Raw genomic sequence first — 24,397 nt, forward strand, 5'->3', positions numbered from 1 at the left:
AAGCCCGACAGCAAGCTTGAGCAAAAACCTGATATCGTATCCGATACCAGGTTTGATGCCAAAGCCTTCCTCGCCTCGGTAACCGAGCAGCCGGGTGTTTATCGTATGTACGATAAAGATCGGCAGGTGATTTATGTCGGTAAGGCCAAACAGTTAAAGAAACGTTTGGCCAGTTATTTCCGCAAAGATGTCGGCAGCACTAAAACCAAGGCCCTGGTCGGGCAAATTCAGGCGATAGATGTTACGGTCACCCATACCGAAGGGGAGGCGCTGATCCTTGAAAATAACTATATCAAGAAGTATCAGCCCAAATATAATATTCTGCTGCGGGATGATAAATCCTATCCCTATTTATTGATCAGCGATCATAAACACCCAAAACTTGGGCTGCACCGCGGCGGCAAACGCCAAAAAGGGGATTACTTCGGTCCTTTTCCCACCGTAGGCGCCGTGTGGGAGAGCTTACGCTTGATGCAAAAGCTGTTTCCTATCCGTCAATGTGAAGACAGCTATTACCGGGCAAGAAGCCGTCCCTGTCTGCAATATCAGCTGGGCCGTTGTTCAGCCCCTTGTGTCGATAAAATCAGCGAAGACGATTACCGGCAGCAGGTGAGATTAGCAAAACTTTTCCTGCAGGGGAAAAGCTCAGATGTCATTGATGTGCTGGTGAAGCAGATGGAAGCAGCCAGCGCCCGGCTGGAGTTTGAACAGGCGGCGAAGATTCGCGATCAAATCGGCACTTTGCGTAAAGTACAGCAACAGCAATATGTTTCCGGCATGGTGGCGGAAATGGATGTGGTAGGGCTGGCGCGCTTTAAGTCCCAAGTCTGTGTACATCTGCTTTTTATCCGGGATCATAAAATACTGGGCAGCAAAAGCTACTTTCCTGCTGTGCCTGGTGATGCCAGTAACAGTGAGATTACCCGTGCTTTTGTCGGTCAGCATTACCTTAACCGGGAAATTTCCCAAGGCAATATCCCCAAAGAAATCGTCGTCAACGAAGACTTTGAATTAAGCAGTGAAATTGCCCGGTTATTAACCGAGCAGGCCGGCTATGAAGTAAAAATTGCCACTAAGGTCCGCTCGGAAAGGGCGCAATATTTAAAACTTGCCTGTACCAACGCCGAAAATGCCCTGGCGAGTCGCAACAGCCATAAAGAGTCGATGCAGGCTCGTTTTACTGCCCTAAATGAGGTGTTTGAGTTGGCCGGCGGTATCAATCGCATGGAATGTTTTGATATCAGCCATACCATGGGCCAGCAAACCGTGGCTTCGTGCGTGGTCTTTAACCAGGAAGGACCGTTAAAAAGTGATTATCGCCGCTATAACGTGCATGGCATCACTCCGGGAGATGATTATGCCGCCATGGCGTTCGCCCTGAGCAAGCGTTATAGCAAGATCAGTTCAAGCGATAACCTGCCCGATATTGTCTTTATTGACGGCGGCAAGGGACAACTGGCCAAGGCGGAAGACTTCTTTCATCACTTGATTCAGGACAATGCCCTGGAGAAAACGCCGTTATTGGTGGGGGTGGCAAAAGGGGAGTCGCGCAAACCGGGGCTGGAAACCCTGATCCTCGGCGGCAGCCACCAGCTGATTTCTTTACCCGGCTCTTCACCGGCCTTGCATCTGGTACAGCATATCCGGGATGAGTCCCACCGGTTCGCCATTACCGGCCACCGGGCAAAACGGCAAAAAGCCAGTAAAAAGTCCACACTGGAGTCTATCCCGGGCATAGGCGCCAAGAAACGCCAGGCATTATTGAAATATCTGGGGGGAATGCAAGAAGTAAAACAGGCAGATCGCCAGGCATTAGAAAAAGTGCCGGGGATCAGTAAGGCGCTGGCAAAAAATATTTATGATGCATTACATGACAATTGATTAACGATCTGTGTAAAATGAAAGAAAAAATACTGCACTAAGTTATCTATGTGGACAATCCCCAACCAAATCACCTTTTTTAGAATTGTATTAATACCTGTATTCCTTATTGTTTTTTATCTACCTGTTTCCTGGCATCATTTCGGTGCTGCATTTATCTTCTGGCTTGCCGCCATCAGTGATGCGCTGGACGGTTATCTTGCCCGGCGGTTAAAACAATCAACCGCTTTTGGCGCTTTTATTGATCCTGTGGCGGATAAATTGATGGTAACCGCGGCTTTAGTCATTATCGTGCAGGACTATCATCAGTGGTGGATTTCAATCCCGGCGCTGATCATGGTGGCACGTGAAGTCTTTATCAGCGCGTTACGGGAATTTATGTCTTCCCGCGGAAAAAGGGATGAAGTGGCGGTATCTACTATGGGTAAATACAAAACCGCTGCGCAAATGTTGGCATTGATCGGCCTTATCTGGCGTCCCGACTACGATATTCCCCTGATCCTTTTTAATTTCCCCCAGGAATTATTTATGTTCATCGCTTATGGCTTATATTTTATTGCCACTGTTTTAACGTTCTGGTCTATGGTGACCTATTTCAGAGCAGCCTGGCCTGAACTTACGGCGAAAAAACACCCGTAATTTCCGTGTTCTAGCTAAAAAAACATCATATTAGCCGCTTTTTAGGCAGTCGAAATAAAATTGAAATTAAATGGTTGACTCGCGAATATATCAATGTAGAATGCGTTCCCAGTTGACAGGGAGTCAACAGATGAAGCGGCTGTAGCTCAGTTGGTAGAGCATCACGTTGCCAACGTGAATGTCACGAGTTCGAGTCTCGTTAGCCGCTCCAGTTTCTCTTTTAAAGAGAAGATTCTAAGGAATACTACTCAGCTCAGTGTTGATGAAACGGCGGGTTGGCAGAATGGCTATGCAGCGGATTGCAAATCCGTGGATCTCGGTTCGACTCCGGGACCCGCCTCCATTTGCCCGGGTGGTGGAATTGGTAGACACAAGGGATTTAAAATCCCTCGCTGGTAACAGCGTGCCGGTTCAAGTCCGGCCCCGGGTACCATTTCATCATGCTCAGGTTGAGAGTGAAGAAGACAAAGAAGAAGTTTATTGCGGCTGTAGCTCAGTTGGTAGAGCATCACGTTGCCAACGTGAATGTCACGAGTTCGAGTCTCGTTAGCCGCTCCAATTTTCTTTAAAGACTTCCCTGGTAATAGGTAAGCATTATGCGGCTGTAGCTCAGTTGGTAGAGCATCACGTTGCCAACGTGAATGTCACGAGTTCGAGTCTCGTTAGCCGCTCCAAATTTTTGCAGTTCTTTTATAGAAGAGTTGCATCGGATAGGGTAAGAAAAACTGCCTGATATAGGGTTGAACAATAAATGTCAACTCTCCACCTCAGTACGCAGTCTTATTATCCGCTCCACATTTATTTCTTACTGCTTGTTCGTAATGAATGTAGGTGAAGTGACAGCTTTGCCCGGGTGGTGGAATTGGTAGACACAAGGGATTTAAAATCCCTCGCTGGTAACAGCGTGCCGGTTCAAGTCCGGCCCCGGGTACCATTTCATTATTTGAATAAGTTCGGTAAGTAGAAAAAGAATTATGCGGCTGTAGCTCAGTTGGTAGAGCATCACGTTGCCAACGTGAATGTCACGAGTTCGAGTCTCGTTAGCCGCTCCAATTTACTACCTTTTCGTTAATTTAACGATACGGCCAGTGAAAACTGTGCCCGGGTGGTGGAATTGGTAGACACAAGGGATTTAAAATCCCTCGCTGGTAACAGCGTGCCGGTTCAAGTCCGGCCCCGGGTACCATCTTACTGTTTAGCTAATATGTAAGATGTAAATAAAAACTGAAGAACAAAATGCGGCTGTAGCTCAGTTGGTAGAGCATCACGTTGCCAACGTGAATGTCACGAGTTCGAGTCTCGTTAGCCGCTCCAACTTATTTTACTGCTTAACGTTAGTGATAACGGTAGGTAAAGCAATGCTTTGCCCGGGTGGTGGAATTGGTAGACACAAGGGATTTAAAATCCCTCGCTGGTAACAGCGTGCCGGTTCAAGTCCGGCCCCGGGTACCATCTTCATTAACAAATAAGTTAAGTGAAATGTGGGTTGGGATTCAGTAAAGTGAAGCGGCTGTAGCTCAGTTGGTAGAGCATCACGTTGCCAACGTGAATGTCACGAGTTCGAGTCTCGTTAGCCGCTCCAACATTCAGGGTATGGGTGTTGTACAGGATAAAGCTAAAAATGGCGGGTTGGCAGAATGGCTATGCAGCGGATTGCAAATCCGTGGATCTCGGTTCGACTCCGGGACCCGCCTCCATTTAGCGATAAGAAGCGAAGAGTCTCTTGGCTGTTAGAGAAAATATGCAAAGCGGCTGTAGCTCAGTTGGTAGAGCATCACGTTGCCAACGTGAATGTCACGAGTTCGAGTCTCGTTAGCCGCTCCATTTTCTTAAACCAATTAACTACCTTTCGTTTAAATTAACGAATAGGCAAGTAAAAGCTTTGCCCGGGTGGTGGAATTGGTAGACACAAGGGATTTAAAATCCCTCGCTGGTAACAGCGTGCCGGTTCAAGTCCGGCCCCGGGTACCATCTCAACGTTTGTTGAGATGTAAAATCAGGATAAAATTTAGTTCTACATGCGGCTGTAGCTCAGTTGGTAGAGCATCACGTTGCCAACGTGAATGTCACGAGTTCGAGTCTCGTTAGCCGCTCCATCCTCTCATCTAATATTAACCATTCAATAATGGTTCACTGCTTCTTTAGCTGTTCTATTCAAATTCTTGTAAAACATAAGATCAAACTTGCGACATCTGCTGCTTACTCCTTTGGTGATTAATCAATAAATTCAACAGAATCATGCATTTTTACTTTTGTGCCGGCCATGCTTTCTATTTCTTTATTGGCGTTTACTAAAACTTAATTTGCCAGCTATGCTGATAACATCCATCAGCAGACAGGAAGTTGTCGCATAACAACCTCATTAACTTTGCTTCAGGCTATTGGCGGTCTGGGAATTTTCCTGCTTGGTATGATCATCATGACCGAAGGTCTGCATGCCCTGGCAGGACCTGCCATGCGCAGGGCATTAAAGACTTTTACCCGAAGCCCTTATTCCGGCGCCGCGACCGGTGCCGTTTGCACCGCTATTTTGCAATCTTCCAGTGCGACAACCGTGGCTGCTGTCGGTTTTGTCGGTGCCGGCCTGATCAGCTTCTCCGGTGCCTTGGGCATTATTTTTGGCGCTAATATCGGTACAACCATTACCGGCTGGCTGGTGGTATTGCTGGGTTTCAAATTAAAGCTGGGCACTTTGATCTTACCGGTTATTTTTTTAGGGGCAATATTGAAATTATTTGCCCGAAAACACCTGGCAAGCCTGGGTTTATCAATGGCAGGTTTTGGTTTGATTTTTGTCGGCATTACCATGATGCAACAAGGCATGGCAGGAGTGGAAAATTTGCTCACTCCGGCACAATTTCCGCCTGATAATTTTACCGGACGCCTGAAGTTGGTTGCTTTGGGGATTTTGATCACTGTGATTACCCAGTCTTCCAGTGCGGGTGTCGCCGCAGCCCTTACCGCCCTTTATGCCGGGGCAGTGAACTTTAATCAGGCGGCGGCCCTGGTTATAGGTATGGATGTCGGCACCACTATTACCGCACTGATGGCAACCATAGGAACCTCTGGAGGAGCGCGAAGAACCGGCTGGGCACATGTTGTCTATAACCTGCTAACGGCAATAGCGGCATTGCTTTTACTAACCCCTTATACCTGGGCATGGCAATATTTTGCTCCGGGTCAGCTACAAGTTAACGGCGAAATCGCCCTGGTGGCCTTCCATACCTTTTTTAATGGTACCGGGGTGCTGTTGGTTTTACCTTTTAGTGAACACTTTGCCCGGTTGATGATGAAAATAGTGCCGGATGTCTCATCTCCTTATACCAGGCAGTTAGAGACAAGTTTATTGTCTGATCCGAGTATTGCCGTAAATGCGGTATTTTCTTCAAGTCAATTGCAGTTAATAGACTTGATCATACATATCAAGAGGTTATTGGCGCAGAACTTGGATGCATCAATGAGTGATTTAGCGGCTTTACAAACAGCGTTGGCAAAAACCCGCTCGTTTGTCGATCGTATCCATTTAGAGCAAACGAATCAGGCAGAATGGTCTAAGCTATTGGCAATGATACACTTTTTAGACCATCTCCACAGGTTACATCATCGCTGTGATGAAGAAGTTTTTCAGGTAAAGAGCCTGGTAAGTTTGCAGCAGCTGGCAAATATCAGGCCCGATGTTTTACAGCACCTTGAGTCTTTAGTTGTGCATTTGCAACATGAGCGCTGGCATCAAGCCCATCAACTGGCCCGGGATCTGCGCTTGCAATTGACCGAACAGCTCGGGCCGGTAAGAAACAAGATAATGACAGATATTGCTTTGGGAAAAATTACGGTACCGCGGGCAACGGAGTATATGGAGGCGCTGAGGTGGCTGCAAAGGATCACTAATCACCTGGCAAGGAGCGTTTATCATTGCCGGGAATTTTCAGCACAAGAGTAACTTGATCTGGCGCATAAGCTTGTCAGAAATACTTGTTTAAAAAACACTCAAAAGTATAATATTTATTAAAAGCAAGTCTTTAGGGCAGCCCAAAACACTGTTTTGAAGGTTTTTTAAAGATTTGTTATGGGCCATAAACAGCTCAGTAATAAGAAGTGGTTTAGCAACTCGTCATGGAAAAATCAGAACTAAACTATTAGCAAACCCGCTAATAATTCTTTTTAGTTAATGCAAAGCTTAAGGGGGCAAAATGGATAAACATCTATATCTGGTGGCAATAGACGGCAGTGAATGGTCGGAGCGGGCTGCGCAAAGGGCGGTGGCCCTGGCTAAAAGTAACGGTAGCCGGGTCAAATTGCTCTGTGTTTTGGACTGGTCAAGGATGCAACCGATAGTGGCTGAAGGTTTTGTAACCCCTTCGGTAAATACCAGGGATGAAGAAGCCTATGTGACAAAAAATATCTTTGCGCCGTTACAGGAAAAATACGCGGATAGCGGAGTCAAAATCGATTATGAGATGATGTGGGGCGAGCCGGTAGAAGTGCTGCGTGACCAGGTCAAGGCACAGCATGCCAATATGCTGTTTGTCGGCAGACGCGGTCGCTCCCGCATTACCGATTTGTTGCTGGGCAGCGTAGCCAATAAACTTGCCCATTGCATAGGCATTCCCATTGTTCTGGTGCCATAGCGGAACAAGTGACATTTAGAAAAGCCAACTGTCGGGGTCCATGATTCTAGCTTTGTCATTAGTTGGCTTAATGCTCTGTTTTTCATTGTCTTATTTAATCCCTGTTAGGGTAAAATCCTGTCACGGCTGACAATTTCTCTGCCAGCAGGCACGATTATGCTTTTCTTCTTTTACGCTTTGCCTTAAAGTAAATTGTCTGTTATCAATGGTCTATTGAAAGGAAATCTTATCGTCCCGGACATTTTCTATTTGCTGTATAAGGTTGATCTTATTGATGAAGTTTCGAAAAATAGTCCTGATTTACCTGTTTATTTTTATTTGCATTTTAACAACTGCTTTACTTGGTTATCGCTATTTTATCGAAATTCCCCGCTTTGAAGCGACTCTGTCCCTGTTGCATGACCGCCAGCTGGCGGCGCTAAAGCATGAAATTTCCAGCGAGATCACCCGCAACCAGGCGGTAAATTATGATTATGCCGTCTGGGACAGCAACTACCGCTTTATGCAGCAGCCCAATGACGAGTTTATTGCCGAGAACTACGGCGATCCCGGCTTTATAACTCTGGCCTATGACGGTGTCTTTTATCTGGATCGGGATTTCAAGCAGGTGTTTTCGAAAAGTTATGATCACTTAACCGGTAAAAGTTATTCTTCAGAGCTGTTTGATTTTGAAAAATACCCCGAGAATAAGTCGGTATTGCCAAGGCAGGAATATTTAGGTGTGCCTAACCGTACCGGGATTCTAAGCAGTCAATTTGGTCCGGTTGCTTTTTCCGCAACACAAATCAGGCATTCGGACAAAAGCGGCGAGAATATCGGCACCCTGGTGTTTATCCATAAACTGCACGAAAGCCGTTTTGAGGGGATGTCTGAAAAACTGAACCTTAATATCCGGGCCGAAGTACTTACCGGCGGTGGGCAATATCAGGATATTCCCGGACTGAGCTTGCCCGTCAGCAGCGAAGGCTTTTCCTATCAGCGCCAGCGGCTTATTCACGATATCAATGGCAAGCCGGTGATCTTACTGACCATAGGCCATGATAAAACCATTACCATGGAATTAATCGACAGCCATTTCATTATTGTGTTGTCGATATTATTGTTCTTGCTGCTCTTTGGTGTGATCACCACCAATAAATTGCTGGTGACCCGTTTGGAGCTTGTTATTGAGCGCATGAAGGAAATGGCGACCAGCAACAAGTTAAAACCCCTGCATGTGCGTTTTAATATTTATGAAATGGATAAGGCAGCGCAAAGGTTTAATAGCCTGGTGGAGATAGTGAATAAGCAAAAGCAATTGCTCGAAGACTTATCCTTGCTCGATCACCTGACAAAAATTGCCAACCGCAGGGCCTTTGTCGGCCATATCGAACATCAGTGGCTGTTGATGCAAAGAAACCGCTCACCTTTGGCTGTTATTATGTGCGATATTGACCACTTTAAGGCTTTTAACGATTTTTACGGCCATCAAGAGGGCGATGAAGCTCTGGCCCAGGTAGCCCGGGCCTTGCAAAATTGTATGCACAGGGCGGACGACCTGGTGGCCCGCTATGGCGGTGAAGAATTTGTTATCGTGATCAGTAACACCGATGTCGATGGTTTGCGTCATAATGTCGAAAAAATTGTCAATTGTATCCGGCGGCTGGAAATTCCCCATCCGGCGTCGAATACGCAAATCTATGTCACCATCAGTGTTGGCGCTGCTATTTATCGCGATTTTTCACAAATACCGGTTGTTGAAAGTTACCAGCAGGTGTTGCACCAGGCAGATCTGGCACTGTATGCGGCAAAGGCTGCCGGGCGTAACCGGGGCATGCTATATCAAGATCTCAGTGATAAAAGCGAAAAAAGCCGGGTAACCCTTTGTCAATAATGCTGCCGGCGGGGGCTTTGGGACGGGGATCGGTATTTTTGCATGAAAGGTTTTGCGATATGCTTTTGTATTGATTAAAGTAATTATACCTTAAGGCAAGATTACAAACTGAAAATGGACTTTGAGTTAATTAAACGGGCGATTAAGGGCTGCCCGCAGTACCAGGTGACCAGAGAAGATAAAAGCAGAATTTATTTTCACCGGGAGGCTAAACGTTTTGCCGTGTGTGAAAACGGTAGCCATTTTAATATCTACCATCTTACCGACAGCGGTGTATTTTTACCGGGTCCGAAAAGCGGCAACTCCCTACATAACATAGAGAGTTTCGTCGTTCAGGCCTTAAATACTGCTCAGGACAGTTAATCGTTGAAATTTAAGGTTTTTTCATTGGCCGTTTTGCTACTTTGGGGTAAGTGTTTGATTGCTTTTTGTAATTGAGAACTGAAAATGGCCTCTTGCCAATGTTGGGCCCGGCTTAAGCGTTTAATTAACTCCTGGTTTTCTTTTACAGAGGTGTGATCAGGGTGCTCGCTGATGGCGGTGCCCCTTAGCCTGGCGTCGGTAAAATTTGTTGCTATTAATTTGCTCTGGCCCAGATCGGCATCGGTTAACTGTGCCGAAGTCAAATTGGCTTGGCTTAAATCGGCATGGGCAAACTTGGCCCGTGATAAATTGCTTTTTCTCAGATTAATACCGACAAGGCGGGTATTGGCCAGGTTTGCCCCGGATAAGTCGATATCTGCTAAATAAATCCTGGGATTATCCTTCATGATCAACCGGGCATTATATAAAAAAATGATCATTTGCCCTTTCTTTCGCCGTCAAGCTGGGGGGCGGTGGAAGCGGTCAGTGCCGTGGCTGCCTGCACAGAAACCGGGTGATAGCCGCTGTCATTGAGGCTGCCGTTAATCATCAGATCGGTAATAGATCGGCGAAAGTTATTGAGAATATTGATATAGTTACGTTCATCTTCAATAAAACGCTGCTCGCTGATACGCCGGCTTTGCCTCTTAATGCGGGCTTCTTCAATGTTATTTTGCTGTTTGATCTGGCTTTGGTTAAGCAGGTAACCGCCGATGAGCAAGGCCATAGGTATAAATAACAGCCCCATCCAGTCCCATAAGGTTTTGTTTTTCAGCGAGTCCATTTTATTAGCTGTCCGTTATTGGTTATCTGTTATTGGTAGTTATAAATAAATTCATTATCTTTAACCTTTACCGAGATCTGTTTCACCACTTTTCCTTCAAGCAGGCTGTTCAGGTAATGGCGGCTAATGGCCGGCAGCAGGGAATTGGTCAGGATGTCATCTATCATACGGCCGCCGCTTTCAAGCTCGGCGCAGCGGGACACGATAAGTGCTATCACCTTATCATCATAGTTAAAAGGAACCTGATGCTCGAGTGCGACCCGCTTTTTAATACGCTCAAGTTGCAGCCGGGCGATGGCTGCCAGCATATCCGCTGATAACGGATAAAAGGGAATGGTGACCAGGCGCCCTAACAGTGCAGGCGGGAAAACTTTTAGCAAAGGCGCACGTAAAGCCTGGTTCATGCCTTGTGGCGCAGGCATTAACGCCGGATCCCGGCACAAACCTGTGATTAATTCGCTGCCGACATTGGAGGTAAGCAAAATCAGGGTATTTTTAAAGTCGATCAGCCTGCCTTCGCTGTCTTCCATAATGCCTTTATCAAAGACCTGAAAAAAAATCTCATGGACATCCGGATGGGCTTTTTCAATTTCATCCAGCAATACCACGGAATAGGGCTTTCTGCGCACGGCCTCGGTGAGTATGCCGCCTTCGCCGTAACCGACATATCCCGGCGGGGCACCTTTTAGGGTCGATACGGTATGGGCTTCCTGAAATTCACTCATGTTGATGGTGATCAGGTTGTGCTCTCCGCCATACATGGCTTCTGCCAGGGCCAGTGCGGTCTCGGTTTTTCCGACCCCGGAAGGGCCGCACAGCATAAAAACCCCTATGGGTTTATTGGGGTTGTCCAATCCGGCCCTGGCGGTTTGGATACGTTTGCTGATCATCTCCATCGCATGATCCTGGCCGATAACCCGGCGCCCCAGGATTTCACTGAGCTTAAGGATATTTTCTACCTCGTCTTTAACCATCTTACCCACAGGGATCCCGGTCCAGCCGGCGACAACCGAGGCCACCGCCTGATAATCCACTGCCGGCAAAATCAAGGGTTCTTCCCGTTGCAATGTCTGTAAAGCCGTTTGCGCTAAGGTCAGCTTTTTCGATAATGCCGTGTGCTTTTTGTCTTTTTTCTGTTTTTGCTTATGCGCTGTTTCTGTTGTCGTTTGCTCTTTGTCTGGATTGGGGGCCGGACCTGGAATATGCTCACAGAGTTCCTGCTTACATGCGGTTATTTCCTCAACCAGGTCGATTTCTTGTTGCCAGCGTTTGTTAAGCTCGGCGGCGAGGCTGGTTTGTTGTGCCAGTGCCTTATCGACGGCGGCCAATTTTTTTGCATGAGCGTGCCCGAGCCGGGTTTCCTCGGTTAAAATATGCTGTTCCAGGTTAAGCTGTTCGATTTGCCGCTGGCTGTCTTCGAGTTGCGGCGGCGTGGCATGCTGGCTGATGGCTACCCGGGCGCAGGCGGTATCGAGCAAACTGACCGCCTTATCCGGCAGCTGGCGGGCACTGATATAGCGGGCGGAGAGCTTTACCGCCGCTTCGACCGCTTCATCCAGGATGTCCACCCTGTGGTGTTCCTGCAGGAGCCGGGTGAGGTTACGCAGCATGATCACGGCTTTTGCCTCATCCGGCTCGGCGACTTTTACCACCTGGAAGCGCCGGGTGAGGGCGGGATCTTTTTCGATATGTTTTTTGTATTCCGCCCAGGTTGTTGCCGCTATGGTTTTTAAGGTTCCCCGCGCCAGGGCAGGTTTGAGCAGGTTGGCGGCATCCGAAGTGCCGGCGCTGCCACCGGCGCCGATCAAAGTATGGGCTTCATCGATAAATAAAATAATCGGCACAGGAGAGGATTGCACTTCAGCTATTACCTGTTTGAGCCTGTGCTCAAATTCTCCTTTCATGCTGGCGCCGGCCTGCAGTAAACCGATATCGAGCAGTTTCAAGCGCACCCCGAGCAGCTTGGGGGGCACATCCCCTTTGTTTAATCTGTGGGCAAAACCTTCCACCACGGCGGTTTTACCGACACCGGCTTCACCGGTTAATATCGGGTTGTTTTGGCGGCGCCTCATCAGGATATCGATGAGCTGGCGGATCTCTTCATCCCGGCCAACGATGGCATCTAAACTGCCCTGTTTGGCCTGCTCGGTTAAATCTGTAGTAAAGCGGCTCAGGGCTTCACCTTCCCCCAGAGTGGCTGAACTGTCCGGGGGGAGGGCACTGCTGGCTTCACCCGGCTGCCCGGCCTGGCGCAGCTGATCTGAAATATCATTGGCGGATAACTGCTGCTCGCAGGACGCTTGAATAATATCTTCAAGTTCATCGCTTAAAGACTCGGCATTTATCCGGGCAAATTGTGGAGAAATGGCGCACAGGGTATTTTTCAGCTCAGGGGTTTTGAGCATGGCCACCAGTAAGGTGCCGGTGCGGATATGGCTTTGTTGGTAAACCAGGCTGCTGTAGACCCAGCCTCTTTCTATGGCCAGTTCAAGAAAGTGGGAAAAATCGGAAATGCTGCTGGCGCCTCGGGGTAATTGATCTAGCGACTGAGTCAGTGCTTTGAGTAATGTCGCCAAATCAAGTTGGTAATGCCGGATAATGCGGTGTAAATCCGAGTCATCCAGCTGTAATATCTGGTGCAGCCAGTGACTGATCTCTACATAGGGGTTACCCCGTAACTTACAAAAAACAGTAGCGCTTTCTACGGCTTTAAATGCCAACGAGTTGAGCTTGCCAAATAAAGATATCCTGCTGATCTCTGCCATAACTTTGCTCCGTTAAGGTGACTCCCGTTGCAGTAAATAAGACTTTTGTTGCCCGGCCATTGTTGTTATCCAGCAGGACTGGTTGCCGAGCCAGCTGTTAAAACCGAGGTGGGTGTTATTTTTTAAATGGCTCGATGTTGCGTGTCCCGGCCTTAATGTCAATTGCACTTCAATGGTCATTTCTTCGGGGACCAGCAGGTTAACTAAGCTGCGCAGCTCCCTATGGCCTGCCTCCCGGGGTAAAAAACTTAGGTATTGCCTTAAACTCAACCGGGACAGGCAAAGACAGATCTTATTTAAGCGGTCAAAAACATGCCTGCCGTTAATGGCGCTTTTGCCTAAATGGCTGTTGCTTTTACCCAGCAGGCTGAGATCTTTGGCATCTATCTGCAACCATTGTCCCTGTAAAGGTAACAGCTTGGTTGTTACCGCCAGCTGGTGGGCAAGTATCTGCTCGATTACGGCTAAACTGGTATTTTTATTGGTCAGCAAACCGCAATAGAGCAGCGCAGTGCTTTGCTTTTGCTGCTCGAAGCTCTTATTTCGGGATAAGGCGCTGATATGTTTGTGGAATTCGTTATTGGTGCTTTTATCGAAATGCAGACTCGCTTGCCCGGTTTTCCAGGCACGGTAATACAGGGACAATAACCTGTGATGAAAAATATCGGCAAACTCACATAAGGTGGCATCTTTTTTGGCTATTTTTCGTTGCAGCGCATATTCGCTCAGGTGAGTGGGCAGTGGTCCGTTGCAGCCAAACAGTCCCCAGTAACTGTTCTTTATTTTATATAAGTGTTTATCCGGATGTTTTTTTATTTCGCTGATGGCGGAAGGAAAAAAGGCCAGTAACGGACTTTGCCCCAGGCGCACCGGATCATCCCTTGGCGTTTTGGAGCACCCCAGTCCGGGATAGAGGGGACTGAGGCGTTCAATGGCCCGCAGCAAGGCAAACAGCTCATATTCAAGATATGACTTTTGCTCGAGTATGTGTTTTATAAACTCGTTTTCATTCCCATGCGTACCGGCCAAGTATATATCTCCTTGTTATCTGTGGTGCTAACCGTCAGCTGGGTAAAAGTATTGATGCTGACCAGGCGGGCAAAAAATTGCTCTAAAACCAGTGCCAGTAAAAATACCCCGGCCCCTTCAAAGCAAGCCTCATCAAGCACCAGCTCTATAGCCAGCCCCCGGGCAAAACAGATGGGACCGGGCAGGGGAATACGGCGGGTGACGGAGGTAAAGTGAACGGCGTGGAGCCCTTCAATTTGTTTGACGGCGGCAACATCATTTTTATCGGCAAATAAACTCATCAGTTGTTTTATCGCCCGGGTGCTGCCCTGTGTATCCCGGGTGTCAATACCTAAGTAGTTAAAGGTCAACTGACTGATGATCTCCCAATTCATTTCACCGCCGGTTATCGGTGGTGCGGGGCGGGTTGGTCCTTCCAGACAACGGATTTTCTGGCAGGGCAGGCTGATATCCAGGGTAAAATCCGTGCTGCCCTTGCCAAGGGGCATCAGGATAGGTAAATCCCGGTTAGAGCAAAGGGCGGTCACCGACAATTGACTCAGGGGCTGTGAGGTATCTGTCTGCTGTTGCTCGACAAGATTGATAAACGTTTCCGTTCCTATGTAACTGCTTCGCCCGCGGTAATTTTTTTGTTTAGCGGTTAATTTTCGCGGTTTTCTTTTGATGGCAAAATAATTGCCTGTGCTGCCCCGGGTTTTACCGGCGTAAAAAGGAGAGAAGTTTGCCTGTTCCTGTACGCCGGCGCTAAAGCCCGTCAGGGTTTGAATATCGCAGATTTCGTAGTCACAGGGTCTGAGTTTATCCGCCACTACATGGTAATCGCTTTGGCCCGGTGAAACCTTGATGCGATCGGTTTTTTTACTGAACAGATTAATGACGGGCACGCAAAATAATGAAAAGTTATCTGAGGTGATCAGGTTTTCCAGGCGCCGGTCTTCCCGGGACAACAGCAGCAATAATTGCACTTGGTGGCCGTTGGTTCTTTGTAATATGGGTTTCAGGCCGGTTAAGGTCAGGAATAAGAAGCGCTTGGGAAATAAAAAATATTCCCGCAGCAGGCGGAAACCGTCAAAATAACGCGGGTTATAGGGCATCAGCGCCTTATTCCGGTCAAGCTGTTTGCACGTAAGCGTCACCGGGTGTTGCTCCGTTTGCCAGCTGCCTTTGTTGTTTTCCCTGAATTTGAGCTGGTTAAAGCCGGTATACAATAACTCAAACAAATGCATGGGCAGGGCTTCCGGGCCCCGTAAATAGAATTCCAGCTGATCCGCATCGATGTCGGCCAGGCGATAAAGGGGATCGCAACTTATCGTCAGTTGGATAGCAGAATAATGTTTTTGCCGATGTGCCTGTCCCGTGTTTAGGGCGGCAACCGATTGGGCATTGAGGTATTCCCCCTCCTCGATAGTTAACGGGTATAGGGTAAAGGGCTGTGCGGTTTGATATTCACAACTGGTTTGCTCCCCCTTGCTTAAGCCAGAGATGAGGGAAGTGCCCCGGGGCACCGCCATACCGCCAAGCAGACTGCCTTCTTCAGGATCCGGTTCAAACTGGCAGATGGCCATGGAAGGGGTTGGCATCAGAAAGCTTGGAAATAAATGATTGAGCAGGTTCTCGGTAAAGTGGGGAAACTGATTGTCCAGTTGCAATTGTATTTTTGCCGTTAAAAAGGCAAAGCCTTCCAGTAATCTTTCCACATAAGGGTCTGCACAGTCAAAGCCTTCCAGGCCGAGACGGGCTGCCACTTTCGGGTATTCCTGTGCAAACTCGGCTCCCATTTCGCGGATAAATTTCAGCTCTTGATTGTATAAATCAAGTAAACGGGGATCCATTTAGTCAGTCCTTTGCCCTTTAAAGGAAAATGCGCCATTTTCCAAATCCATTTCGGCTTCGACATAAAGCTGCAGTGGCAGCGGCTGGGCCCACATCTGGGCGGTTAATTCAAAGGTTACGGCATTGGCATTGGCCTCTGTGGTATTGACATGGGCGGACAATCTTATGGTGTCGGTGATCAGCCTGGGTTCAAATTGTTTAATCGCCTTGAGCAGATCCCGTTCAAGCTTGTCCCGGCGCAGGGAAGCGCTGCTGATACCGGTTAATTCACTGAGTCCGTAATTTAGCACCGAGCAAGTGACTTCGGGGTAGTCTTTTTTCGCCAGCAGGGGAGATAAATTGCGGGTGTTTAACAACCAGGAAAGGTCCCTTTGCACTGAATTTTTTAACGCCTTGACCGAGATAATGCGTTTTTCCCTGGGCTCTGAGCTTTTGTCGGGGGCATCATCGGTCAGCCGGTCAAGCAGTGACGGCTGCAACCGTTCCTGGGGGCTGAGCTCAGGCATAAAGCACTGCTCCTTTGCTGGCGGCAAGCTGAGCCCGGGTGATGCATATTAACTGGCTGTACCTGTTCATGTCGGGCCCTGGTCCAGGATAATGGTATTGACTTCGGACAGGGCATATTCGCCGTTATCGGTAATAAAACGTCTCAGTCCCTGGCCGATATAAAAGTTTTCCTCTGGGGCTTGCCATGAGGTGCCGCTTGCCAGGCAGTGCCTGGCATGGCTGTCGGCATCATTTACGGGAGGATCCTGCTCGATGTCAAACCCGGGATAAGATAACAACGGATAGCGGCTGGGAATAAAAGCGATCATTTCTCCCTGGTTTTCCAGGGTCAGGTGGCAGGGACACCACACTAGATCCCGTAAATCTTCAAAATCATCTATGATGAGTTTTTTTATCCGGGTAAAGGGTAACCAGTAATAGTTGCCCTTGATAATGATCTCCAACAGCGGGCCCAGGCGAACATCGCCATCGGCCAGCCATAAAAAAGGTTTATCATTGATACTGCCCCCCATGGCCGGGGCCAGGGAGGCACCTGTCTCTATTTCTTTTTTCGCCCGAAGGATATTGTTTTCTTTAAAACTGACCAGGGCCTGGAGGTAATAGCTGATCCATTCGCCGGGCTGTCCGAAAATGATCGGCGCCCGGGAGCCGTTGAAGACTTGCAAGCGGGATTTTTCTGCGTTAATCAGCGCCTGGTAAGTGTTTTTTAATGCCAGGTTGCTGTCGCTTAACTCTGCCAGTATGCTCAGTTGCTCGCTTGCCCGGTTAAACTGGTTCATCACACACAGTAGCTGAAACAAAAAAACTCGTTGTCTGATGTTATCCGGAGCACGTTGAACTTGCCGGCAAGTTTGTTCCAGGCACAAATTAAGCTGCTGATTTTTTAATAATTGTTCAGCTTCCACCTGTTGCCCTCCACAAGCTGCTCGTTAAGATCATTTGCTTATACGCTGACATTTTTGGGAATATTCCAGGCAAATTCTTTCGCCGCTTCACCTGAGCCGTCTTTTTTCTGTTTGGAGTACTCGAATTTCACTTCGGCAAAGTTTAACGAGATATTTTCCGTCAGCCGGTCTTCTCCGCCGGAGCCGCCGGTGGATATAGAACTGACCAGGCAGTCGGTAAAGGTCATAATAATGTATTCCAGCGGGACTTTTCCCGCCTTCCTGACGGTGAGTTTAGCGCTGGGGATATGCTCACCCGAGGCGCAGCGCAACATCAGGGCGTGGGAGGCATTATCGATGAACTTGGTAAAGGAGATATCTTCGACATTCACTTTACCCGCGCCGCCCCCTTCGCCTATATGCATGGTGCCGCTTTGGGACATGCCCCAGCTCCAGGATAATATATCGATTTCCTGGGCATGGGAGTCGTCGATAGACTCCCCCTCGATGCCATCGAGTTGTAGAAATATGTCAACAGCCATGATCTTTCTCCTCTATCAATCGTTGTCAATCAACCTTGCTTAATGGAAGGTAGTTTTGATACCAGTCTTAATGAAGCCGTCAGCCCTTCCAGCTGGTAATGGGGCCTGAGATAAAATTTAGCGCTGTAATAGCCGGGGCTGCCTTCTATTTCTTCAACCGTCACTTCGGCGGCCGCCAGCGGTTTTCTTGCTTTGGTTTCTTCGGTTGAATTGGCCGGATCGCCGTCGACATAGTTTAATATCCAGTTTTGCAGCCAGCGCTGCATGTCTTCACGCTCTTTAAAGGAGCCGATTTTGTCCCGAACGATACATTTGAGGTAATGGGCAAAACGGCAAGAGGCGAATAAATAAGGCAACCTCGCTGCCAGTGCCGCATTTGCCGTGGCATCGGGGTCGTCGTATTCGATCGGTTTTTGTATGGTCTGGGCGCCGATAAAGGCGGCCAAGTCGGTATTTTTTTTGTGAATAAGCGGCATCATGCCAATTTTTGACAATTCGGCTTCGCGCCGGTCACTGATGGCGATTTCGGTCGGGCACTTTATGTCAACGCCGCCGTCATCGCTGGGAAAGGTGTGTACCGGTAAACCTTCCACCGCACCACCGGATTCTATGCCGCGGATCCTTGAGCACCAGCCGTAGAGTTTAAAAGAGCGGTTAATGTTCACTGCCATGGAAAAGGCGGCATTCATCCAGGTATATTTGTTGGAGTCGGCCCCTGAGCTGTCTTCTTCATAATCGAATTCTTCCACCGGTTCGGTATCGGCCCCGTAGGGCAGTCTGGCTAAAACCCTGGGCATGGCCAGGGCAATATATTTGGCATCGTCAGACTCGCGCAGGGAATTATAGGGGGCATAATCCGGGGTCGACATGATTTTCGTCAGATCCCTGGGATTGGTCAGCTCTGACCAGGTATCCATTTGCAGCATTTTCGGTGATGCCGCACCGATAAAAGGGGCGTGGCAGGCGGCGCTGACTTTGGCAATATTGGCCAGCATTTTGACATCGCCTGGACTGTTATCGAAATAATAATCCCCCACCAGACAGCCGTATGGTTCGCCGCCGAACTGGCCGTATTCTTCTTCATAGAGTTTTTTAAAGACTGGGCTTTGATCCCAGGCGGTACCGGCAAATTTCTTCAGGTTTTTGCCCAGCTCCAGCTTATTGACATTCATCACCCGAATTTTGAGAAACTCGTCGGTTTCTGTGTTATTGATCAGGTAATGCAATCCGCGCCAAGTGCCTTCGAGTTTTTGCAAATCATCATGGTGCATAACGGCATCTAGCTGGGTTTTCATTTTCTCGTCTAAGGCACTGATTATGGCTTCTATCGAACGCACCGTATCTTCGCTGATCAGCTGTATGTCCTTCAGGGCATATTGCGCCAGGGTTTGTACGGCATTTTCGACTTCTTCCCTGGCCCGATCGGATTTAGGTTTAAATTCTTTTTGCAATAACTGGGAAAAGGTATCCGAAGTCAGGACTTCGCCTTCTCCCTGCAGCGATTCTTTTGCATCAGTCATCTTGGTTTTCCTCTTGTGCATCTGCTTTCGGGGCAGAAATCAAGGCCTCGAGCAGGGCCGGATCGGCAATGGCTTTTTGGATCAGCTCTTCCGCACCTTCTTTACCGTCCATATAGGTAATAAGGTTGGCCAATTGTTGCCTGGCCTTGAATAAGTCTTTTAAGCCGTCGACCTTTGCGGCAATGGCCGCCGGCGAAAAGTCATCCATACTTTCAAAAGAGACATCGACACTGAGCTCCCCTTCGCCAGTCATGGTATTGGGCACGCGAAATGCTACCCTGGGTTTGACCGACTTTAACCTGTCATCGAAGTTATCGACATCGATTTCCAGGGCCTTGCGCTCTGAGATTGCCGGCAGTGCTTCTTCCGGCTTGCCGCTTAAGTCTGCCAGGACCCCCATTACAAACGGGATCTGAACTTTCTTTTCGGCGCCGTAAAGTTCGACATCGTATTCAATTTGCACCCGGGGGGCCCGGTTTCTACCAATAAATTTCTGACCGCTGTTTGACACCTGTTTTCTCCTTAATCTTGCTCAGTTATGCCGGCAAGGGCTTTGACCTGATCGGCACCATTGGGGGCGAGATCATTCATTATTTGCATAAAATCTTTATTAATCAGAGTCTTTGCTCTTTTTAACAATAAAGGAACCGGACTGGAGGGTTCATGCTGTTGAAAATAATCGCAGATATTGTCTATGGCCTGTTCAACATCGGCCCGGCAAGAGATTGTTCCGTTATTGCCGCTGGCTGAACGTTGCATGGTTGTTTGCATGGTTGTCTGCATGGCGGACTCTCCCACAGGAACGCTTGCTTCTTCTGCGTTAAGGTTTTTTTCGCTAAGGTTTGCATATTTGACAAGCTGTTGGTGAATCTTTCCCAGCACGGCAAGTAAGTCATCAAAATTCGGGGACTGCCCCCGGGGATCCTGGCGGGCGAAACTCGCCGCCAGGGTTTTTAATTGCCCGGGGCAAGTCGTTATTTGCGCAAATAGCCGGGATAATAGTGCTTGGTCGGTATCTTTAAAAATTGCCCTGACCTGGCTTTCATTCAATCCTTCGAGGCCGTCGGTATTGGTTATTTCAAGGGCTTCCAGATCCTTGAGGCACAAAGGGCCAAAAAGCCCTGATTTAGCCAGCTGAATGTTTTTTAACGGCGCAACCGTTTTGCTGATATGGTTGAGGTTTGCCAATGCCGATAACCTTTCGGTGGCATCGCCGTCATCCAGGGGGGGGAACAAGTCAGCCCAGTGGTCATTGAGCAGGGTATCCAGGGCGGTTAAACATTCGCTGAATTTAGCTATCCCCTGACGGTTAAGGGCACACTGGCAAAGCAGAACAACCAGGTTGAGGTCTTTACTTTGTGTTAAAAAACCGGCGGCGGCTTTTTCTATTTCGGCCCAGTCGGGCGGGGTGGCGGGCAGGGTATGGTTGCCGTCAAAACGCTCTGGCTGACCTTCGGCTTGAAAATAAAGCGCTTCTACCCCGGGGTCATCTTCGAGGCTTTTGCCACAGGGAGAATCATTGCTGATTATTGCTGTAATTACCTGATAGTAATCCATGCTGAGCGCCAACGTGATTTATGATCAAAGCTATCCGACAGAGATAGTGTGACGATACACCCAATGAGCTTTGACGCTTGCCTTGAGGGCATTATCAAAGCCCATAGATCGCAGTAAGCATAGTTCAAATATAGCACAATGCAATGGCAGTACAGGCTAAGCAACACCTTGATTGAAATTGATTTGGGCAGAAACTGGGCAGCGGAAAATCTAACTGCTATATTTTACGGGCTAACGGGGCTTTATAGTACTTTTTCTACATTCCTCCTGTGCTATTGACCTTGGCGGGGCCAAGGGGGCCGGTGCACACTGACGGGCTTTAATCGCCGGTTTCAAACAGGGAATTTTGCTAGCAGACGATTGATGAATACGTTCAGGATAAGGAGCTATGGCTAACTGGCAAAGGTAAAATTATGTCGGAAATTGCAATACCCGGCTACGAAATCATGGAATTGCTAGGGAAGGGGGGCATGGCGTCCGTCTATAAGGCGAGACATATTAACCTGGATCGTGAAGTCGCTTTAAAAATAATGGATGAAAGCTTAAATGCTGATCAAAGTTTCAGCGAGCGTTTTGTCCGTGAAGCCAAAATCTCTGCCAAATTGATGCACCCGAATATTATTCAGGTTTATGACGTCGGCCATATCAATGATCACAATTTTTTATCCATGGAATACATTTCTGGCGGTGATCTTGCCGGCATTATCCATAATGACTTAGATCTTAAGCTGGCGCACCAATGTATCGGTGAAATGGCGCTTGCCCTGGACTTTTCCCACAGCAAAGGGGTTATTCACCGGGATATTAAACCCAGCAATATTTTGATCCGTGAAAACGGTAGTTTTGCCCTGGCAGATTTTGGCATTGCCCGCCGGGAAGACTCTAAGACCAATATGACCATTGCCGGCAGTGTGATGGGCACCCCAAAATACATGAGCCCGGAGCAGGCGATGGGGGATGAACTTGACGGGCGCTCCGATTTATATAGCCTGGGAGTGGTCTTTTATGAAATGCTTACCAAAAAAGTCCCCTATGAAGCCACTACGCCTGTCGGTACCGCGATTAAGCACTTAAATGAGGCTATCCCGCTATTACCGAAAAAATTTGAGCGTTATCAGACGTTTTTAAATACGGCCATGGCGAAAAAACCCGGGGACAGGTATGCCAGCGGACTCGACATGTATGAGGCCCTTAAGGCCCTGGCCGAGGAAGAGCACCAGGACACTGTGGTCTATTCCCGTAGCGAATTGAACAGTGCGTTAAACAAACGGCAAATGGCCGAGCAGCACAAAACCGTTAATATTTCTGCTTTTATGTCGTTGATGCAGGAAAAAGTGACCGTTTATGCCGGAAAGTCCGGTCGTTATATCGCCAAGTATTATGCCGTGCTCAAGGATAAAGTTGCCCATTTACCGGTGAAACAAACCCGGGATTATTGTGTCCGGTTAATAAAGTCGCTCAGCAAGTCTTTACGCCAAATAACCCAGTGGGGGAAAAACTTATCTGTTAAGTGTCAGCAGGCTCCGGCATTTCCCCGGATAAAAAATATGTTTATGGTGGCGGTACCGGTCGTTCTTATTTCATGGATGCTGTTGCTGCCGTTTATCGGTGAACAAGAAGAGGATGTTAAATTACAAGTTGCTCAACAGCAGCTGTTTAGCCGGGCAGAGCTGGCGTTGAGTCATCTGGAATATACACAGGCGGCGGATGCATTTGCCAAGATTTTACAACACGATAGCACAAACTTACCGGCCAGGCAGGGGCTGGATCAAAGCATTAAGGGCATGGAGGGGCAGTTGTCCCGGTTGCTGGCAAGCCGTCGAGCTGCAAAAGCGAGCGCCCTTTTGCAGGATTTGGCGAGCATAGACAGTGAACATCCCCAGTTGAATGCTTTTACCCGCCAGTTGGATGCCCTTGAGCGGCAGGTACACGGACAACAGCAAACACGGGAAAAAATCCGTACCTTAATGGCACAAATTAGTAAAGGATTAAAGGTTGAAAAGCTCAGCGCGGCGCAAATTGAAAACCTGCTGGCAAAACAGCAGCAGCTGGCAAGCCTGCAACCGGAAAACCAGGAGGTAGACACCCTTAAAGCGGTGATTTTCCATAAAGCCGTCGACAGCGGCAAGATGTTTGTCCGGGAACGCGCTCTTGAACAAGCGAAGCAGCTCCTGGCAATTGCCCGTGCCTTGATGCCGGATCATCCCAAGGTCCGCTCCCTTGATGCCGGTATTGACGGCTATGCCGATAATGCTATTTTGGCACAGCAAAAAGCAGCGCTTAAGGCCAGACAGGCCGAACGTTATCTGCAACAGGCAAAAAGTGCTTTCGAGCAAAAGAATTATTATGCCGAAGCCGGACTCAGCGCCTATTTTCTTTATGTTATGGTACTGGAGCTTGAGCAGGATAATGTCAGCGCTGTTAAGGGACTTGATGCCATTGTCACAGCGCTAGAGCAGCAGGCGACAGAGGCGATAAAGCGCTCGGATATCAGCAGCGCCCGCCAGGCGATTTACCGGCTCTCGCGTATTGCCAGTGATCAGCAGCGGGTGATTGCTCTCAATAACACTCTGCAGGAAAAAGCGGCTCAGAGTGGAAACAAACCTATGGCGCAGGCACAGTTAACAGCTTTGCTGGCCCAGGGAGAGAGGGACTTGCAGTACTATCCCCTTAACCTTAACCGTTTAACTTCGGCCCTGAATGTTTATCGTAAGGTGCTATTGCAGCAGCCGTTTGAGCTGCAGGCGCTTGAGGGCTACCGGCGTTTAAGCGAGTTGTTTCTCACCTTTGCCCAGGAGCGCAGCGCCGCTGAAAATTACCCTGTGGTGCTAACGGCACTGGAGCGGGCGATCACTTTAAATCCCGATAATCCGCTGGCGGTTAACCTGTTTAACCAGATACAAGATGAAATCGCTGAAAAAGATAAATTACATACCAGCAAGCTGCTTTTGGCAGAAGCCGAGGGGGCAAGTCAAAAGGCATTATGGCTTGAGGCTACTTTGGCCTATGCCCGGCTGTTACAAGTATCGCCGGAGCATGAAAAGGCAAGCGGCGGATATCAGGTGGTCAAAGCCGAGCTGTTTAACTTGCTGTCAAAAGACATAAAGCGTAACCGCTTGACCCTGACACGGAAAAAAATGGCAAGCCTGGCGCCTTATCTTGAAAAAGATCCCGGGTTTATCAAGCTATACCAAGATCTTGAATTTGCCCAGGCGCAATGGGATGAAAGACAGGCCAGTTTGCGGGCTTCGATTCCCGATAAAATTCAAAAAGCCAAGGCGCGGGCCAAAAGCGGTAACCTTACCTTACCCTGGAATAACAGCGCCCATTATTTTTATCAGCAGGTATTGGCGATAGATCCGGAAAATGCGCTGGCAAAAAAAGGTCTGGACCGTATCTATAAACAGTTGGTGAGCATGGCGGACGGATACCTGAACCAGGGGGAGTTAACAAAAGCCCGGGTATTTTATGACCGTCTGGCCAAGCTGGCGCCGTCAAGGCCGGAACTGGCGGTTTTAAAATCGAAAATGGCATTGCTGGAGAAAAACTCCAATAATTAATACAGAGATCTCCCGGGTTTTAAGCCACCGGT

General features: G+C 48.4%; 18 protein-coding genes and 15 tRNA genes. 22 read left to right on the forward strand and 11 right to left on the reverse strand.

Annotated elements, in window-relative coordinates:
- Nucleotides 1–33 precede the first annotated feature (33 nt).
- From uvrC to SG35_RS13000, 21 genes are all read left to right on the forward strand, one after another.
- A complete protein-coding gene (gene uvrC, locus SG35_RS12900) occupies nucleotides 34–1,881 on the forward strand; it encodes an excinuclease ABC subunit UvrC (protein WP_044836345.1) in 1,848 nt (615 codons plus the stop codon).
- Between the two features lie 48 nt (nucleotides 1,882–1,929).
- Complete coding sequence (pgsA, locus tag SG35_RS12905) at nucleotides 1,930–2,520, forward strand: CDP-diacylglycerol--glycerol-3-phosphate 3-phosphatidyltransferase (RefSeq protein ID WP_044836344.1); 591 nt, start codon at nucleotides 1,930–1,932, stop codon at nucleotides 2,518–2,520.
- Nucleotides 2,521–2,655: 135 nt separating this feature from the next.
- Nucleotides 2,656–2,731: transfer RNA gene (locus tag SG35_RS12910), tRNA-Gly, on the forward strand.
- A gap of 58 nt (nucleotides 2,732–2,789) precedes the next feature.
- Nucleotides 2,790–2,863 (forward strand) — tRNA-Cys (locus SG35_RS12915).
- 3 nt (nucleotides 2,864–2,866) lie between these two features.
- Nucleotides 2,867–2,953, forward strand: a tRNA-Leu gene (locus tag SG35_RS12920).
- Nucleotides 2,954–3,002: 49 nt separating this feature from the next.
- Nucleotides 3,003–3,078, forward strand: a tRNA-Gly gene (locus SG35_RS12925).
- Nucleotides 3,079–3,118: 40 nt separating this feature from the next.
- Nucleotides 3,119–3,194, forward strand: a tRNA-Gly gene (locus SG35_RS12930).
- 173 nt (nucleotides 3,195–3,367) lie between these two features.
- Nucleotides 3,368–3,454, forward strand: a tRNA-Leu gene (locus SG35_RS12935).
- Nucleotides 3,455–3,496: 42 nt separating this feature from the next.
- Nucleotides 3,497–3,572 (forward strand) — tRNA-Gly (locus SG35_RS12940).
- 47 nt (nucleotides 3,573–3,619) lie between these two features.
- Nucleotides 3,620–3,706 (forward strand) — tRNA-Leu (locus SG35_RS12945).
- Nucleotides 3,707–3,758: 52 nt separating this feature from the next.
- Nucleotides 3,759–3,834 (forward strand) — tRNA-Gly (locus SG35_RS12950).
- 51 nt (nucleotides 3,835–3,885) lie between these two features.
- A tRNA-Leu gene (locus SG35_RS12955) sits at nucleotides 3,886–3,972 on the forward strand.
- Between the two features lie 54 nt (nucleotides 3,973–4,026).
- Nucleotides 4,027–4,102 (forward strand) — tRNA-Gly (locus SG35_RS12960).
- 41 nt (nucleotides 4,103–4,143) lie between these two features.
- Nucleotides 4,144–4,217, forward strand: a tRNA-Cys gene (locus SG35_RS12965).
- A gap of 51 nt (nucleotides 4,218–4,268) precedes the next feature.
- A tRNA-Gly gene (locus SG35_RS12970) sits at nucleotides 4,269–4,344 on the forward strand.
- A gap of 60 nt (nucleotides 4,345–4,404) precedes the next feature.
- Nucleotides 4,405–4,491: transfer RNA gene (locus SG35_RS12975), tRNA-Leu, on the forward strand.
- 49 nt (nucleotides 4,492–4,540) lie between these two features.
- Nucleotides 4,541–4,616, forward strand: a tRNA-Gly gene (locus SG35_RS12980).
- Between the two features lie 272 nt (nucleotides 4,617–4,888).
- Nucleotides 4,889–6,460 (forward strand): Na/Pi cotransporter family protein, encoded by a 1,572-nt coding sequence (locus SG35_RS12985; protein ID WP_269082207.1) that lies wholly within the window; start codon nucleotides 4,889–4,891, stop codon nucleotides 6,458–6,460.
- Between the two features lie 250 nt (nucleotides 6,461–6,710).
- Nucleotides 6,711–7,148, forward strand: coding sequence for a universal stress protein (locus tag SG35_RS12990; RefSeq protein WP_044835737.1), 438 nt, complete (start codon nucleotides 6,711–6,713; stop codon nucleotides 7,146–7,148).
- A gap of 274 nt (nucleotides 7,149–7,422) precedes the next feature.
- Nucleotides 7,423–9,021, forward strand: coding sequence for a diguanylate cyclase domain-containing protein (locus tag SG35_RS12995; protein WP_044835738.1), 1,599 nt, complete (start codon nucleotides 7,423–7,425; stop codon nucleotides 9,019–9,021).
- A gap of 114 nt (nucleotides 9,022–9,135) precedes the next feature.
- Nucleotides 9,136–9,384: a hypothetical protein gene (locus SG35_RS13000; RefSeq protein WP_044835739.1), complete on the forward strand. Its 249-nt coding sequence runs from the start codon at nucleotides 9,136–9,138 to the stop codon at nucleotides 9,382–9,384.
- Here SG35_RS13000 and SG35_RS13005 read toward each other — a convergent pair.
- The 11 genes from SG35_RS13005 to tssA form a co-directional block, all read right to left on the reverse strand.
- Nucleotides 9,381–9,824, reverse strand: a complete 444-nt coding sequence (locus tag SG35_RS13005; RefSeq protein ID WP_053043414.1) for a pentapeptide repeat-containing protein — start codon at nucleotides 9,822–9,824, stop codon at nucleotides 9,381–9,383. The genes SG35_RS13000 and SG35_RS13005 overlap by 4 nt on opposite strands.
- Nucleotides 9,821–10,168, reverse strand: coding sequence for a hypothetical protein (locus SG35_RS13010; protein ID WP_044835740.1), 348 nt, complete (start codon nucleotides 10,166–10,168; stop codon nucleotides 9,821–9,823). Before SG35_RS13010 ends, SG35_RS13005 begins: the two co-directional genes overlap by 4 nt.
- Before the next feature lie 29 nt (nucleotides 10,169–10,197).
- Nucleotides 10,198–12,933, reverse strand: a complete 2,736-nt coding sequence (tssH, locus tag SG35_RS13015; protein ID WP_044835741.1) for a type VI secretion system ATPase TssH — start codon at nucleotides 12,931–12,933, stop codon at nucleotides 10,198–10,200.
- Between the two features lie 12 nt (nucleotides 12,934–12,945).
- A complete protein-coding gene (gene tssG / locus SG35_RS13020) occupies nucleotides 12,946–13,962 on the reverse strand; it encodes a type VI secretion system baseplate subunit TssG (protein WP_044835742.1) in 1,017 nt (338 codons plus the stop codon).
- On the reverse strand, nucleotides 13,926–15,794 hold the full coding sequence (gene tssF, locus SG35_RS13025) for a type VI secretion system baseplate subunit TssF (RefSeq protein WP_044835743.1): 1,869 nt from the start codon (nucleotides 15,792–15,794) through the stop codon (nucleotides 13,926–13,928). Before tssF ends, tssG begins: the two co-directional genes overlap by 37 nt.
- Nucleotides 15,795–16,301, reverse strand: a complete 507-nt coding sequence (gene tssE / locus SG35_RS13030; RefSeq protein ID WP_044835744.1) for a type VI secretion system baseplate subunit TssE — start codon at nucleotides 16,299–16,301, stop codon at nucleotides 15,795–15,797.
- A gap of 66 nt (nucleotides 16,302–16,367) precedes the next feature.
- On the reverse strand, nucleotides 16,368–17,207 hold the full coding sequence (locus tag SG35_RS13035) for a type VI secretion system accessory protein TagJ (protein ID WP_053043415.1): 840 nt from the start codon (nucleotides 17,205–17,207) through the stop codon (nucleotides 16,368–16,370).
- 38 nt (nucleotides 17,208–17,245) lie between these two features.
- Nucleotides 17,246–17,728 (reverse strand): Hcp family type VI secretion system effector, encoded by a 483-nt coding sequence (locus tag SG35_RS13040; RefSeq protein ID WP_044835745.1) that lies wholly within the window; start codon nucleotides 17,726–17,728, stop codon nucleotides 17,246–17,248.
- A gap of 29 nt (nucleotides 17,729–17,757) precedes the next feature.
- Complete coding sequence (tssC, locus tag SG35_RS13045; RefSeq protein WP_044835746.1) at nucleotides 17,758–19,248, reverse strand: type VI secretion system contractile sheath large subunit; 1,491 nt, start codon at nucleotides 19,246–19,248, stop codon at nucleotides 17,758–17,760.
- Nucleotides 19,241–19,759, reverse strand: coding sequence for a type VI secretion system contractile sheath small subunit (tssB, locus tag SG35_RS13050; protein ID WP_044835747.1), 519 nt, complete (start codon nucleotides 19,757–19,759; stop codon nucleotides 19,241–19,243). Before tssB ends, tssC begins: the two co-directional genes overlap by 8 nt.
- A gap of 11 nt (nucleotides 19,760–19,770) precedes the next feature.
- Nucleotides 19,771–20,805 carry a type VI secretion system protein TssA gene (gene tssA, locus SG35_RS13055; protein WP_044835748.1) on the reverse strand — a complete coding sequence of 345 codons (1,035 nt, stop codon included), beginning with the start codon at nucleotides 20,803–20,805 and terminating at the stop codon, nucleotides 19,771–19,773.
- Between the two features lie 413 nt (nucleotides 20,806–21,218).
- On the opposite strand from tssA, the gene SG35_RS13060 reads away from it, so the two are divergent.
- Nucleotides 21,219–24,365: a serine/threonine-protein kinase gene (locus SG35_RS13060; RefSeq protein WP_053043416.1), complete on the forward strand. Its 3,147-nt coding sequence runs from the start codon at nucleotides 21,219–21,221 to the stop codon at nucleotides 24,363–24,365.
- The last annotated feature ends 32 nt before the right edge of the window (nucleotides 24,366–24,397 follow it).

Origin of the sequence: Thalassomonas actiniarum, from assembly GCF_000948975.2 — a bacterium.
Taxonomy (GTDB): domain Bacteria; phylum Pseudomonadota; class Gammaproteobacteria; order Enterobacterales; family Alteromonadaceae; genus Thalassomonas; species Thalassomonas actiniarum.

Coding starts and splice junctions, on each gene's coding strand:
- tssH (WP_044835741.1), bottom strand. CDS start 12,933: ATGGCAGAGATCAGCAGGATATCTTTATTTGGCAAGCTCAACTCGTTG.
- SG35_RS13010 (WP_044835740.1), bottom strand. CDS start 10,168: ATGGACTCGCTGAAAAACAAAACCTTATGGGACTGGATGGGGCTGTTA.
- SG35_RS12995 (WP_044835738.1), top strand. CDS start 7,423: ATGAAGTTTCGAAAAATAGTCCTGATTTACCTGTTTATTTTTATTTGC.
- SG35_RS13040 (WP_044835745.1), bottom strand. CDS start 17,728: ATGGCTGTTGACATATTTCTACAACTCGATGGCATCGAGGGGGAGTCT.
- tssE (WP_044835744.1), bottom strand. CDS start 16,301: ATGCCTGAGCTCAGCCCCCAGGAACGGTTGCAGCCGTCACTGCTTGAC.
- SG35_RS13000 (WP_044835739.1), top strand. CDS start 9,136: ATGGACTTTGAGTTAATTAAACGGGCGATTAAGGGCTGCCCGCAGTAC.
- pgsA (WP_044836344.1), top strand. CDS start 1,930: ATGTGGACAATCCCCAACCAAATCACCTTTTTTAGAATTGTATTAATA.
- tssC (WP_044835746.1), bottom strand. CDS start 19,248: ATGACTGATGCAAAAGAATCGCTGCAGGGAGAAGGCGAAGTCCTGACT.
- SG35_RS13005 (WP_053043414.1), bottom strand. CDS start 9,824: ATGATCATTTTTTTATATAATGCCCGGTTGATCATGAAGGATAATCCC.
- SG35_RS12990 (WP_044835737.1), top strand. CDS start 6,711: ATGGATAAACATCTATATCTGGTGGCAATAGACGGCAGTGAATGGTCG.
- tssF (WP_044835743.1), bottom strand. CDS start 15,794: ATGGATCCCCGTTTACTTGATTTATACAATCAAGAGCTGAAATTTATC.
- SG35_RS13060 (WP_053043416.1), top strand. CDS start 21,219: ATGTCGGAAATTGCAATACCCGGCTACGAAATCATGGAATTGCTAGGG.
- tssA (WP_044835748.1), bottom strand. CDS start 20,805: ATGGATTACTATCAGGTAATTACAGCAATAATCAGCAATGATTCTCCC.